Source organism: Nonomuraea glycinis (assembly GCF_014646515.1).
GTDB lineage: Bacteria > Actinomycetota > Actinomycetes > Streptosporangiales > Streptosporangiaceae > Nonomuraea > Nonomuraea glycinis.
Window position 1 is genome coordinate 196,222 of the sequence record NZ_BMNK01000006.1, and the last position, 13,778, is coordinate 209,999.

General features: G+C 71.4%; 12 protein-coding genes. 7 read left to right on the forward strand and 5 right to left on the reverse strand.

Annotation, left to right across the window (positions count from 1 at the left end; all coding sequences use genetic code 11):
- Positions 1-216: 216 nt before the first annotated feature.
- Entirely contained in the window at positions 217-813 is a 597-nt protein-coding gene (locus tag IEY87_RS19170) for a DUF4126 domain-containing protein (protein ID WP_189140053.1), read from the reverse strand.
- Between the two features lie 4 nt (positions 814-817).
- Positions 818-1,723: a phosphotransferase gene (locus tag IEY87_RS19175; RefSeq protein WP_189140054.1), complete on the reverse strand. Its 906-nt coding sequence runs from the start codon at positions 1,721-1,723 to the stop codon at positions 818-820.
- Between the two features lie 69 nt (positions 1,724-1,792).
- Here IEY87_RS19175 and IEY87_RS19180 point away from each other — a divergent pair, with 69 nt between their 5' ends.
- The gene (locus IEY87_RS19180) at positions 1,793-4,174 is read left to right on the forward strand and encodes a GcvT family protein (protein ID WP_189140055.1); all 2,382 of its coding nucleotides are present in this window, start codon (positions 1,793-1,795) and stop codon (positions 4,172-4,174) included.
- Here IEY87_RS19180 and IEY87_RS19185 read toward each other — a convergent pair.
- From IEY87_RS19185 to IEY87_RS19195, 3 genes are read right to left on the reverse strand one after another with little or no spacing between them, the layout of a single operon-like run.
- The gene (locus IEY87_RS19185) at positions 4,131-4,919 is read right to left on the reverse strand and encodes a GntR family transcriptional regulator (protein ID WP_189140056.1); all 789 of its coding nucleotides are present in this window, start codon (positions 4,917-4,919) and stop codon (positions 4,131-4,133) included. The genes IEY87_RS19180 and IEY87_RS19185 overlap by 44 nt on opposite strands.
- Complete coding sequence (locus tag IEY87_RS19190; protein ID WP_189140057.1) at positions 4,916-6,040, reverse strand: NAD(P)H-dependent flavin oxidoreductase; 1,125 nt, start codon at positions 6,038-6,040, stop codon at positions 4,916-4,918. Before IEY87_RS19190 ends, IEY87_RS19185 begins: the two co-directional genes overlap by 4 nt.
- A 9-nt stretch (positions 6,041-6,049) precedes the next feature.
- The gene (locus tag IEY87_RS19195; protein ID WP_225277481.1) at positions 6,050-6,715 is read right to left on the reverse strand and encodes an acyltransferase; all 666 of its coding nucleotides are present in this window, start codon (positions 6,713-6,715) and stop codon (positions 6,050-6,052) included.
- A gap of 109 nt (positions 6,716-6,824) precedes the next feature.
- Between IEY87_RS19195 and pyrG the strand changes: the two genes are divergently transcribed.
- The 6 genes from pyrG (at position 6,825) to scpB (ending at position 13,034) form a co-directional block, all read left to right on the forward strand.
- Positions 6,825-8,489, forward strand: coding sequence for a CTP synthase (gene pyrG / locus IEY87_RS19200; RefSeq protein WP_189140059.1), 1,665 nt, complete (start codon positions 6,825-6,827; stop codon positions 8,487-8,489).
- The gene (locus tag IEY87_RS19205) at positions 8,486-9,097 is read left to right on the forward strand and encodes an NUDIX domain-containing protein (RefSeq protein WP_189140060.1); all 612 of its coding nucleotides are present in this window, start codon (positions 8,486-8,488) and stop codon (positions 9,095-9,097) included. Before pyrG ends, IEY87_RS19205 begins: the two co-directional genes overlap by 4 nt.
- Before the next feature lie 16 nt (positions 9,098-9,113).
- The gene (locus IEY87_RS19210) at positions 9,114-10,019 is read left to right on the forward strand and encodes a site-specific tyrosine recombinase XerD (protein WP_189140061.1); all 906 of its coding nucleotides are present in this window, start codon (positions 9,114-9,116) and stop codon (positions 10,017-10,019) included.
- 144 nt (positions 10,020-10,163) lie between these two features.
- Positions 10,164-11,105, forward strand: coding sequence for a ParA family protein (locus IEY87_RS19215; RefSeq protein WP_189140062.1), 942 nt, complete (start codon positions 10,164-10,166; stop codon positions 11,103-11,105).
- Complete coding sequence (locus IEY87_RS19220) at positions 11,102-11,920, forward strand: segregation and condensation protein A (protein ID WP_189140063.1); 819 nt, start codon at positions 11,102-11,104, stop codon at positions 11,918-11,920. The genes IEY87_RS19215 and IEY87_RS19220 overlap by 4 nt, the downstream gene beginning before the upstream one ends.
- 541 nt (positions 11,921-12,461) lie before the next feature.
- Positions 12,462-13,034 carry an SMC-Scp complex subunit ScpB gene (gene scpB, locus IEY87_RS45845; protein WP_268241360.1) on the forward strand — a complete coding sequence of 191 codons (573 nt, stop codon included), beginning with the start codon at positions 12,462-12,464 and terminating at the stop codon, positions 13,032-13,034.
- The last annotated feature ends 744 nt before the right edge of the window (positions 13,035-13,778 follow it).

Below are 13,778 nucleotides of genomic sequence, written 5' to 3' on the forward strand. Positions count from 1 at the left end.
CTCGTCGGATGCAACGAGCGGGCGCGACGTGGGGTTCCTGGGCGGGTGGCCTTCGATCCGGGGCCCGGCAGCGGGACGTGCTGCCGGGCCCGGGTACGTCCGGGCGCCGGGCGGGGACCACGATGGCCCGGACGGCTCGTGCAGGCGATCGTCCGCCTCGACCTCACGGTACGGACGTCAGGGGTGCCGGTGAATCACCCTGGAGGCGGATGCGGGTCAGCCCGCCGGGCGACTCTGTTTTCTCGCCCGGAAGCGGCGTACTCTCCTGATCGCCCACCAGGCCGCCAGCGCGAGCAGCGCCAACACCACGATGACCAGCAGCGGCATGAACACCGCGATCAGGCTCATGCCCAGCGCGCCGGCGTCCTCGGCGGTGCTCGCGACCGGTGCGCCCACCCCCGCGGTGCCCGCGTTGATCACCGGCCGGGTCGCCGACTTCAGCGCGTGTACGGCCAGCGCCACCACGATGCCCAGCAGCCAGCTCGCCCAGGGGTTCGCCGTCATCCAGGTGGAGCCGTCGAGCTCGGCGGCGGCGTTGGTGGCGCTGAAGACCACGCCGCCCGAGGCCGGGCGCACCACCGTCTGGATCGCGTCGTTGACGCTGTCGACGACCGGCACCTTGTCCAGCACCATCTCCGCCACCAGCAGCACCGCGATGACAGCCAGCACGCCCCAGTTGGACAGCCAGTCGTAGCCGTCCGGCAGTTTCACCGCGTCGGTGAGGTTCGCCAGCACGCCGACGACCAGCAGTGGGATGTAGGCGTTCAGGCCGGCGGCGGTGGACAGGCCCAGCCCTGTGAGTGCGGCGAACATGGCTCTAGTCTGCCCGCGCCGCCTCGTCCATGAGGCGCGCGAGGTCCGGTCCGTCGAACTCGGCCACCGCCCGCTCGTACTTCTCCATGCCCCAGCCCCAGAAGTCGAAGTCGATGGTGTCGTTGGCGCCGTCCTGGATGGAGGCCCACAGGGTCCAGCCGTACTTCGACATCAGGCCGAGCAGCCGCGCTCGGGCGATCTTGTTGCGCAGGCGGCGGCCGTAGTAGGCGGTGACGAGCTCGTCGAGGTGGTCGAGCGGCAGGTCCGACTCGCTCCAGGCGTTGCCCAGCTCGAAGCAGGGGTCGTTGTTGCCCGCGTACTCGTAGTCGATCAGCCAGAGCCGGTCGCCGTCGTCGATGATGTTGCCCGGCAGCAGGTCGTTGTTACACGGAACGGTGCCTTCTGCCTGTATTTCCAGACATTTCGCTAGTTGCGCCACCTGCGGCATGAAGTCCAGATACCGGGCGGGCAGCCGGAACCCCCGCTCCCGCACGATCGCCAGGTAACGCCGCTGAATGTCGAACATGTCGAAGTCACGGACACACCGCGGCCCCGCGTGCAACTGCCGGCAGGCCCGCGCCACCCGAGGCAGGTTGGCCGGCTCCCGCAGATCGGCCTCGGTGAACGTGCGCCCAGGAATGAACCCCACCACGAGCACGCCCTCGGCCGGCAGATAGGCGTGCACCGGCGCTCCCACCCCCACCCGCGCGGCGGCGATCGAGGCGGCGTGCTCGGCGTCCCTGTCGATGGCGAGCAGCGAGCCGTCGCTCGCCCACACCCGCACCACGTAGGCCCCGCCGGGTGTGGTGACCTTGTAGTTGCGATTGGTCATCCCGCCGGGCAGTTCCTCCACGGAGCGGGGCACACCGGACAGCAGGGGAATGCGGTCGAGGACCTCGGGCATGGCCATGGTCGATGCTAAGCGCCACCCCGCCGAACGGTCTAGACCTTTGATCATGCGGCGATTAGCCTCGCCAGCATGAGCGACTCGGCCCGCATCGTGATCATCGGAGGTGGCGTGGGCGGCGCCTCCGTCGCCTACCACCTGACCCGGCTCGGCGAGCGGGACGTGGTCCTGCTGGAGCGTGACGAGCTCACCAGCGGCTCGACCTTCCACTCCGCGGGGCTGGTCGGTCAGCTCCGCGCCGACCCCACGCTGACCAGGATGAACCAATACTCCGTCGAGCTCTACCGGACGCTGGACGCGGGCTGGACCGAGTGCGGCGGCATCAAGCTCGCCTCCACCCCCGAGCGGATGGCCGAGATCCGCCGCCAGATCGGCTGGGCGCGCACGTTCGGCCTGCCGCTGGAGGAGATCTCCGTCGCCGAGGCCGTCGAGCTGTTCCCGCTGATGAACCCCGAGGGCGTCGTCGGCGCCGCCTACCTGCCCACCGACGGCCAGATCGACCCCTCCCGGCTGTGCTACGAGCTGGCCGCCAAGGCCAGGCAGGGCGGCGCCCGGATCCGCACCCGTACCCGCGTGCTCGGCCTCGACGTGACCGGCGGCAGAGTGACGAGGGTCCGCACCGACCAGGGCGACATCGACTGCGAGATCGTGGTCAACTGCGGCGGCATGTTCGCCGCCGAGCTCGGCCGGATGGCCGGCGTGCGGATCCCGATCGTGCCGATGTCGCACCAGTACGTGGTCACCGAGGGCTTCCACGAGCACACCGGGCTGCCGACGCTGCGCGACCCCGACCTGCTCGTCTACTACCGGCAAGAGGTGAGCGGGCTGGTCATGGGCGGCTACGAACGCACCTGCGCGCCGTGGACGGCCGATCGGACCAGCTATGACGCGATCCCCGCCGACTTCAACGGCCGCCTCCTCGCCGAGGACTGGCCGCGCCTGGAGGAGATCTCCGACAACTCCCGGATCCGGGTGCCCGCCATGGGCGACGTCGGCATCCGCAAGCTGATCAACGGGCCGGAGGCGTTCACCCCGGACAACGAGTTCTGCCTGGGCGAGACCGAGGTCGGCGGCTTCTACGTGGCGGCCGGGTTCTGCGCGCACGGCATCGCCGGGGCAGGCGGCATCGGCAAGGTCATGGCCGAGTGGATCGTCGAGGGCGAGCCCAGCATGGACGTCTGGCACATGGACATCCGCCGCTTCGGCCGCCAGTACCGCTCGCCGTCCTACACGCTGGCCCGCGCCGTGGAGAACTACGAGACCTACTACGACATCCGCTACCCGGGCGACGAGCGCTCGGCGGGCCGCCCGCTCCGGGTCTCCCCGGTCTACGGCTGGCACGCCGCGCACGGCGCGGTCTTCGGCGAGAAGGCGGGCTGGGAACGGGTCAACCACTACGAGCGCAACGCCGAGGGCGCGGACGGGCAGCGGCCGAGAGGCTGGGCCGGGCGCAACTTCTCACCCGCGATCGCCGCCGAGCACCGGGCCACCCGCTCGGCGGCGGGCCTGTTCGACGAGAGCTCGTTCGCCAAGATCGAGGTCACCGGCCCGGACGCGGCGTCGCTGCTGGAATGGGTCTGCGACAACCGGGTGGCCCGCGAGGTCGGCGCGGTCACCTACACCCAGGCGCTCAACCGCCGGGGCGGCATCGAGTGCGACTTCACCGTCACCAGGCGGGCCGAGCGGGAGTTCCTCATCGTCACCGGCACCGCCTTCGGCTCGCACGACCTGGGCTGGCTGCGCAAGCAGGCCCGGCTGCGCGGCGCCGACGTGCGCGTCGCGGACGTGACCGGCCAGTACGCCTGCTTCGGCCTGTGGGGGCCACGCGCCCGCGACATCCTGTCCACCCTCACCCCCGACCCGCTGGAGTTCCCGTTCCTGACCTCACGGGAGCTCACCGTCGGCGACGTGCCGGTGCTGGCGCTGCGCGTGACGTTCGTGGGCGAGCTCGGCTGGGAGCTCTACTGCTCCAGCGAGTACGGCCTGGCGCTCTGGCAGGCGCTGTGGCGGGCGGGCGAGCCGCAGGGGATGCTGGCCGGGGGCTACAAGGCCATCGACAGCCTGCGCCTGGAGAAGGGCTACCGCGTCTGGGGCGCCGACCTCGGCCCGGAGACGACCCCGTACGAAGCCGGGCTGGGCTTCTGCGTCAAGCGGGACAAGGACTTCCTCGGCAAGGACGCGCTGGACCCGCACCCGGCGCGCAGGCTGCGCTGCCTCACGCTCGGCGACCCTGCGGCCGTCGCCCTCGGCAACGAGCCGGTACGGATCGACGGGCAGGTGGTGGCCCGCGTGACCTCCGGCGGCTACGGCCACACGGTGGCGTCGTCCATCGCCTACGCCTACCTGGAGGCCGAGCCCGGCACCAAGGTGGAGGTCGAGGTGGAAGGCGCCTGGGTGGCCGGGAGCGTGGTCAGTGATCCGCTGTACGACCCGGCGGGGGAGCGGCTGCGCTGACACCGCTGCGCACCGAGACGCGCACCCGGTCGGGGCGGAACAGGTCGCGCGCGTACTCCACCGGGACGCCGTCCTCGGCGTAGGCGGTCCGCTCGATCAGCATGAGCGGCGTGCCCGGCTCGATGCCGAGCTCGGCCGCCTCGGCGGGCGCGGCGATGACCGGGTCCAGGTGCTCCAGCGCGGTGCGTGGCGCCAGGTCGTAGCGCCCGGCGAGCAGCGCATACAGCGACCCGCCGAGATCCTGCGCCAGGAAGCCCGGCAGGGCGGGGAAGAAGGACCGTTCGAGCGCCACCGGCGTCTGCCCGGCCGAGCGCACCCGCGCCACCTCGTGCACGGGCTCGCCGGCCGGGACCTCCAGCGCGGCGGCCACGGCGGGGGAGGCGGGCACGGTGGCGGCCACCAGGATCCGCGCCTCGGCCCGCAGGTGCGCGCGCCGCATCTGCTCGGTGAACCCGGCCAGCCCCGTCAGGTCGCACTCGATGCGCGGCTCGGTCACGAACGCGCCGCCGCGCCGGCCGGGCACCCGCACCAGCACGCCGTCACGCTCCAGCGTGGCCAGCGCCTGCCGGAGGGTCATCCGGCTCACGCCGAGCCGCGCGGCCAGCGCGCGCTCGCCGGGCAGCCGGTCGCCGGGCTCCATCTCGCCGCCCGCGATCGACTCCAGCAGCCACCGCTCGATCTGCACGTGCGCCGGGATCCCGGTGCCGCGCAGCAGCTCCGGTAAGGCCCCGAGGCGGTCCGTCACCGGGAGAGCCGGGCCAGCCGCTCCACCGCGTCACCGAACTCGCTCACCATCTCGTAGACCACCTCGCGGGCCGGCCTGACCCGGTCGAGCTGGCCCACGACCTGCCCGACGAAGTAGTTGGCCAGTTCCACCGCGCCGGGCTCGCCCCGCTCGGCGGCCTGGCCGATGCGCTGCATGGCGGTCTCGGCCACCAGCATCTGCAGCGGCATGCCGAGCGGTCCCGGGCTCTCCTGGCCGGCGTCCCACTCCTCGGTCCAGGCGGACCTGAGCTGCCGGGCCGGTTTGCCGGTACGGGAGCGGGAGCGGACCGTGTCGAGCGAGGAGGCGGCCAGCAGCTTCCGCTTCACCGCGGGCGCCGTCTCGGCCTCCTCGGTGGTCAGCCAGACCGAGCCGCACCACACGCCCTGCGCCCCGAGCGCCATGGCCGCGGCCATCTGCCGCCCCGAGGCGATGCCGCCGGCCGCCAGCACCGGAACCGGCGCCACGGCGTCGACCACCTGCGGCACCAGCACCATCGTGGAGATCTCGCCGGTGTGGCCGCCCGCCTCGGTGCCCTGCGCGACGATCAGGTCGGCGCCCGCCGCCACCTGCCTGCGCGCGTGCTCCACGGTGCCGACCAGCGCCGCGACCGGCACCCCTGCCGCCCGCGCGCCGGCCACCATCTCCGGCGGCGGCGGCCCCAGCGCGCTGGCGATCAACCCGATCGGGTGCTTGAGCGCCACCTCGACCAGCCCGGTCGCGCCCGCCGCGGTCACCCGCCTGCCGAGCTCGTCCGCCGAGGCGCGGGCCACCGGCGCCGGGCCGCTCACGCCGTACTTCGACAGCAGGTGGGTGACGAAGTCGCGGTGCCGTTCGGGGATGGACTCGGCCAGCCGCGCGCCCCCGTCCAGCGCGGACGCGTCGACCTTGCCGGGCACGAGCACGTCCACGCCGTACGGCCGGCCGCCCACCTGCTCGTCGATCCAAGTGAGCTCGGTGTCGAGCTGCTCGGGTGTGTACGCGATCGCGCCGAGCACGCCGAAACCGCCCGCGTTGGTGACCGCGGCCACCACGTCGCGGCAGTGGCTGAAGGCGAACAGGGGGAATTCGACGCCGAGGCGTTCGCAGATAGCGGTCCGCATGATCTGACGCTAACCGCCAGAAGCATGCTCGGTCCAGGTGGTGACCAAGCGGTCGTTCGCGTGCCAGCCTAAGTCCGCGTCGTAGCTGCGTACCAGCTTGGCCGGCACGCCCGCCACCACGCTGTGGTCGGGGAACTCGCCGCGCACCACCGCGCCGCCCGCCACCACGCACTGGCGGCCCAGCCTGGTCCCCGGCAGGATGATCGAGCCCGTGCCGAGCCATGACCCCGAGCCGATCGAGACCGGGCTGTTGCGCGGCCACTGCCTGCCGATCGGCGTCTCGGGGTCGTCGTAGACGTGGTTCTGGTCGGTGATGTAGACGTACGGGCCGGTGAAGACGTCGGCGCCGATGTCGATCGACTGGTGGGCGACGATGTGCGAGCCGCGGCCGATCGAGCAGCTCGGGCCGATCCGCAGGATCGAGTCCGGGCCCAGGTCGGCGCCCGGCCACATGCCGCACGACAGCGACACGCGCTCGCCGATCAGGGTGTGGTCACCGATCTCGATCCACTGCTCGCCGAAGATGGCCCCCGGCGGGAAAGCGATCTTCGCGCCGTCACCCAGGCGGCGGAACGCGTGACCTCCCGGAGAGGCCGGGGTGATGGCGCCCGCGCTGCGGATCGCCGCGTAGGCACGGTGGATGAGCGTGCCCACCGCCCGCCGTACAAGTGACATAAGGACCAAAGTTACCGCTAGGTCGCCCTGTTCGGGCATGTCGGGGACGTTGTTTGATATCCTGAGAGCCCGTGGACACTTGACCACACCTCGAGCCACGGGAGCCTCCTTGCGCAGCGCATCGCAAACCAAGCATCTGTTCGTCACCGGCGGTGTCGCCTCCAGTCTCGGCAAGGGGCTCACGGCATCCAGCCTCGGCCGCCTGCTCAAGGGACGCGGACTGCGCGTCACGATGCAGAAACTGGACCCCTACCTCAACGTCGACCCCGGCACCATGAACCCGTTCCAGCACGGCGAGGTCTTCGTCACCGACGACGGCGCCGAGACGGACCTCGACGTCGGCCACTACGAGCGCTTCCTCGACACCCACCTGCACGGCTCGGCCAACGTGACCACCGGCCAGGTCTACTCCAACGTCATCGCCAAGGAACGGCGCGGCGAATACCTCGGCGACACCGTCCAGGTCATCCCGCACATCACCAACGAGATCAAGGACCGCATCCGTGGCATGGCGGGCCCCGAGGTGGACGTGGTGATTACCGAGGTGGGCGGCACGGTCGGCGACATCGAGTCGCTGCCGTTCCTGGAGGCGGTGCGGCAGATCAGGCACGAGGTCGGCCGCGACAACGTCTTCTTCCTGCACGTCTCCCTGCTGCCCTACATCGGCCCCTCCGGCGAGCTCAAGACCAAGCCCACCCAGCACAGCGTGGCCGCGCTGCGCAGCATCGGCATCCAGCCCGACGCCATCGTGCTGCGCTCCGACCGGCCCGTGCAGGTGGCGATCAAGCGCAAGATCAGCCTGATGTGCGATGTGGACGAGGACGCCGTGGTCAGCTGCGTCGACGCCGCCTCCATCTACGACATCCCCAAGGTGCTGCACTCCGAGGGCCTCGACGCCTACGTCGTACGCCGGCTCGGCCTGCCGTTCCGGGACGTCGACTGGAAGGAGTGGGAGGAGCTCCTGCGCCGCGTGCACCGCCCGGCCAAGGAGGTCACCATCGCCCTGGTCGGCAAGTACATCGACCTGCCGGACGCCTACCTGTCGGTCACCGAGGCGCTGCGCGCCGGCGGCTTCGCCAACGACGCCCGCGTCAACATCCGCTGGGTCAAGAGCGACGACTGCGAGAGCCCCGAAGGCGCCGAGCGCGAGCTCGACGGCGTCGACGGCGTGTTGATCCCCGGCGGGTTCGGCGTGCGCGGAATCGAGGGCAAGATCGGCGCCATCCGGCACGCCAGGGAGCACAAGATCCCGCTGCTCGGCATCTGCCTCGGCATGCAGGGCATGGTCATCGAGGCGGCCCGCAACATGGCCGGCATCACCGAGGCCAACTCCGCCGAGTTCGACCCCGACACCAAGCACGCCGTCATCTCCACCATGGCCGACCAGGAGGACGTCGTCGCCGGCGAGCGCGACATGGGCGGCACCATGCGCCTGGGCAGCTACACCGCCAAGCTCGGCGACGGCACGCTGGCCCGCAAGCTCTACGGCGGCAAGGCCAAGGTCGACGAGCGCCACCGTCACCGCTACGAAGTCAACAACGCCTACCGCGCCAAGCTGGAGAAGGTCGGGCTGGTCTTCTCCGGGCTCTCGCCCGACGGCCGCCTGGTCGAATACACCGAGCTGCCCCCCGAGACGCACCCGTTCTTCATCGGCACCCAGGCGCACCCCGAGTTCCGCTCCCGGCCGACCCGGGCCAACCCGATGTTCAAGGGGCTCATCACCGCCGCCCTCGTCTACGCCGACAGCCGCTTCGCCGACAAGGTGACCAAGTGAAGATCGAGGACACGCCCGAGGCGTGGGACGTCGTGGAGTCCAAGCGGCGCTTCAGCGGGCACGTCATGGACGTCGTCACCGACACCGTGCGGATGCCCGGCGACGAGGACGCCGACCGCGACTACGTGATCCATCCCGGCGCCGTCGCCGTGGTGGCGCTCGACGACGACGACCGGGTCCTGCTCATCCGGCAGTACCGCCACCCGACGCGCCACCTGCTGTGGGAGCTGCCCGCCGGACTGCGCGACGTAGAAGGCGAATCGCTGGTCACCGGGGCCGCCAGGGAGCTCGCCGAGGAGGCCGGCTACCGCGCCCGCACCTGGCACACCCTGGTCGACCTCTACACCTCGCCCGGCATGTCCGACGAGCGCATCCGCGTCTTCCTGGCCCGCGACCTGACGAAGATCCCCGAGGAGGAGAACGGCTTCGTCCACCGGCACGAGGAGATCGGCATGCCGGTCGAATGGGTGCCGCTGGCCGACGCCGTCGAGAAAGCCCTCATGGGAATGATCCACAATTCCCCGGCGGTGGCCGGTATCCTCGCCGCGTACGCGGCTTCGGTTGAGGGGTTCGGCCTGATGCGCCCCGCCGACGCACCCGAGGCCTGACGGAAGGACCAGAGCCGTGGAGGCGGTGCTCTCCAGCTACCTCGCCCATCTGGCGGTGGAGCGGGGCCTTGCTGCCAACACGCTCGCGTCCTACCGTCGTGACCTGCGCCGCTATCTGGAGCATCTGCGGGCCCGCGGCCGCCTCCGCCTCGACGAGGTGGGGGAGGCCGACGTGCGGGCCTTCCTCGTCGCGCTGCGCGAGGGCGACGGCGAACATCCCGCCCTCGTGGCCGGCTCGGCCGCCCGCGCCGTCTCCGCCGTCCGCGGCCTGCACCGCTTCGCGCTGCGCGAGGGGGCCACCCAGCACGACCCCGCCCGCGCCGTACGACCGCCGCGCCAGCTCCGCAGGCTCCCCAAGGCCGTCGCCGTCGACGAGGTCGAGCGGCTCATCGCCGCCTCCGGCCCCGACGGCGCGCCCCTGACCCTCCGCAACCGCGCCCTGCTCGAAGTCCTGTACGGCACCGGCGCCCGCATCTCCGAAGCCATCGGCCTGGCGGTCGACGACCTGGAGCACGAGCAGGTGCTGCTGCGCGGCAAGGGCGGCCGGGCCAGGGTGGTCCCCCTCGGCCGCTACGCCCGCTCGGCACTCGACGCCTACCTGGTCAGAGCCAGGCCCGGCCTGCTCGCCCACGGCCGCGGCACCCCCGCGGTGTTCCTCAACGCCCGGGGCGGGCGGCTGACCAGGCAGGGAGCCTGGGAGGTGCTGCAGTCCGCCGCCGACCGAGCCGGACTCGCCGGGATATCTCCGCACGTTCTCCGCCATTCCTTCGCAACCCACCTCCTCGACGGCGGCGCCGACGTTAGGGTGGTCCAGGAGCTGCTCGGCCACGCCTCGGTGACGACCACCCAGGTCTACACCCTGGTCACCGTCGACAAGCTCCGCGAGGTCTACGCCGCGGCGCATCCCCGTGCCCTGAAGTGATCTATAGTTTTCTGGGTCACGCGGCACTCCGGCGTGCCCCCTTTGCGCGTGTGACTCCGGCGTGCCGCCTTGCCGGGTTTGGTGGTGACGCCATAGTGTCCGTCCGGACGGTCCGGTTCGGGATCGTCAGGGAGGTTCGAGCTGGTGACTGTGAAGACCAACGGTTCGACCCCGGGGACCCCCGACAACCCCTGGGGTGACACCAAGACCAACGCGCCTTCCAGCGGCGTCAATCTGGGCCCCACGCGGCGGCCCCGGCCGGTGTTCCCCGAGCCGGTCGCGCCCGTGACGCACGGCCCGGCGCGCGTGGTCGCCATGGTCAACCAGAAGGGCGGGGTCGGCAAGACCACCACCACCATCAACCTCGGCGCCGCCCTCGTCGAATACGGCCTCAAGGTGCTGCTCGTCGACTTCGACCCGCAGGGCGCCCTGTCCGTCGGCCTCGGCATCAACCCGCTCCAGCTCGACCTCACGGTCTACAACCTGCTGATGGAGCGCAACGTCACCGCCGAGGACGTGCTGCTCGAAACCGGCGTCGAGGGCCTCGACCTGCTGCCCAGCAACATCGACCTGTCGGCCGCCGAAGTCCAGCTGGTCACCGAGGTCGCCCGCGAGCAGGTGCTCGGCCGCGTCATCAAGCCGCTGCTGCCGCACTACGACGTGTGCCTCATCGACTGCCAGCCGTCGCTCGGCCTGCTCACCATCAACGCCCTCACCTGCGCGCAGGGCGTCATGGTGCCGCTGGAGTGCGAGTTCTTCGCGCTGCGCGGCGTCGCGCTGCTCATGGACACCATCACCAAGGTCCAGGAGCGCCTCAACGAGGACCTCGAGATCGAGGGCCTGCTCGCCACCATGTACGACGCCCGCACCCTGCACGGCCGTGAGGTCCTCGCCCGCGTCGTCGAGGCGTTCGGCGACAAGGTCTTCCACACGGTGATCAACCGGACCGTCCGCTTCCCCGACGCCACCGTCGCCGGCGAGCCGATCACCACCTTCGACCCGTCGTCCCTGGGCGCCAACGCCTACCGCGAGCTCGCGCGCGAAGTGCTGTCGCGCTGGCCCGCGGCTGCCACAATGGCCAGGTGACCGAGCAGCAGACCGAGCCTCAGGGTTTCCAGGTTCACCTGGACGTCTTCGAGGGACCCTTCGATCTGCTGCTGGGCCTGATCTCCAAGCACAAGCTCGACATCACCGAGATCTCCCTCTCCCAGGTCACCGACGAGTTCATCGCCTACATCCGCTCCCGCAGCCCGGTGTGGGACCTCGACCAGACCAGCCACTTCCTGCTGATCGCCGCCACCCTCCTGGACCTCAAGGCGGCCCGGCTGCTGCCCTCGGGCGAGGTCGAGGACGAGGAGGACCTGGCCCTGCTGGAGGCCCGCGACCTGCTGTTCGCCCGCCTCCTGCAGTACAAGGCCTACAAGGAGGTGGCCAAGGTCTTCGCCGGGCGGATGGCCTCCGAAGCCCTCCGCTTCCCCCGGACCGCGCCCCTGGAGCCCCAGTTCGCCGACCTGCTGCCCGAGCTCATCCTTGGCATCGGCCCCGAACAGCTCGCCAGGATCGCCGCCCGTGCCTTCACCCCCAAGCTTCCCCCGACCGTCAACGTCGGCCACATCTACCAACCGCTCGCCAGCGTCCGCGAGCAAGCCGCTATCCTGATCCAGCGCCTGCGCCGGATGCGCAGGGCCACCTTCCGGGCCCTGGTCGCCGACTGCGAGGGCACCTACGAGGTCATCGCCCGCTTCCTGGCCGTCCTGGAGCTCTTCCGGGAGTCGGCCGTCACGTTCGACCAGCTCGAACCACTCGGCGACCTGCACGTGACCTGGACAGGCGCCGACGACGGTGACGTCTCGGTGGGCGACGACTACGAGGAGAGTCCGGAGAAGCCTGCAGATGACTGACCACCCCGACGAGGCCCTCGACACGGACCGGATCCCCGCCTGGATGACCCTCCCAGGCTCCCTCGCCTCCCCACCCCCCGACCCCGAACCAATCCCCACCCCCAAGCCCTCCGACTCAACCGAGGCCCTCGACGCCGCTGGTTTGGACGGCGCTGACCTAGATGCCGCTGACCTGAATGCCGCTGACCTGAATGCCGCTGACCTAGACGGCGCTGGTCTTGACGGCGCTGGGCCTGATGTCGCTGGAGCCAATGCCGCCCTTACCTCGGCCGTCACCGACCCAGGCGCTGATCCTTCCGGCACCGACACCGCACGGGGCATCGACACCGCACGGGGCACCGAGAGCGCTGCGGGTGCCGGGACTGCCGAGGGTTCCGAGGGCGCCGGGCGCGCGGAGGGTGCCGGGAGCGCCGAGGATTCCGAGGCTGCCGGGCGCGCGGAGGGTGCCGGAAGCGCGGGGGAGGATTCGCCGGTGGCCTTTTCTGGCGCCGGTGCGGTGAGTACTGGGGCGGTGGAGTTCGGCGCAACGGGCGCGTCCGCTGTGACGGCGTCCGTTGAGGAGCAGGTGGAGGGGCCCGGGCTCAAGGCGGCGCTCGAAGCCATCATGCTGGTCGTCGACGAGCCCGTCGCCGAAATCACCCTCGCTCAGGTGCTGGAGCGCCCCACACAGGAGGTGGCGGCGGCCCTGCGGGAGCTGTCCGAGGAATACACTGCCGCCGCACGGGGTTTCGATCTGAGACAGGTCGCAGGCGGCTGGCGTTACTACACGCGCGCCGACTGTGCGCAACTGGTCGAGCGGTTCGTCCGTGACGGCCAGCAGACGCGGCTGACCCAAGCCGCGCTGGAAACACTTGCGGTCGTGGCCTACCGGCAACCGGTGAGCCGCGCTCGCGTAGCCGCGGTACGCGGTGTCAACAGCGATGGCGTCATACGGACGCTCGTCGCGAGGGGGCTGGTCGAAGAGGCCGGTTCCGACCCGGAGAGCCAAGCACTGCTCTACCGGACAAGCTCATACTTCCTTGAACGTCTGGGACTGAAGGATCTGAGCGAGCTTCCTGAGCTCGCGCCCTTCCTCCCCGACGACGTGGAAAACCTCGAGGAGACAACAAAGTGATCAACAGGCGAAGCACCCCGTCCGGTGATGGACGCGGTCGTGGACGCACCGGCGGCGCAGGCCGTGGTGGACGTCCCGCCTTCCGTTCGGACGACTCGCGCGGCGGTCCCCGCCGCGACGACTTCCGTGACGGTCCCCGCCGCGACGACCGCGGCGGTTCCCACCGAGACGACACCCGCGGCGGTTCCCACCGAGACGACACCCGCGGCGGTCCCCGCCGCGACGACTCACGCAGCGACGCGCATGCTCCCCGCCGTGACGACTCACGCGGTGAGGCACGCGGCCCGCGCCGCGACGATTCCCGTGGTGAGGCACGCGGCCCGCGCCGCGACGACTCGCGCGGTGACGCGCGCGGCGGCCCGCGTCGCGATGACCCCCGTGGCGACAGCCGTGGTGGCCCGCGCGGCAGCTCCCGTGGCGGTGACTCGCGCGGCGGCGGCTTCGGCGGCCCGCGCGGCGGTTCCCGCGACGACCGTGGCGGCTACGGCGCTTCGCGGACGACGTCCCGCAACGATGACCGCGGCGGTTCGCGGGGGAGTTCCCGTGGCGACGACCGCGGTGGGTTCCGCCGCGATGACCGCGATGCCCGGGGTGGCCGCGACGATTCCCGTGGTGGATTCCGCCGCGACGATTCTCGCGGTGGCGCGCCCCGCACCGATTCTCGCGGCGGCCCCCGCCGTGACGACGCCGGTCGTGGCAATGGCCGCGACTCCAGGAGCGAAGCCGGATCCGGCCGTGACTCGC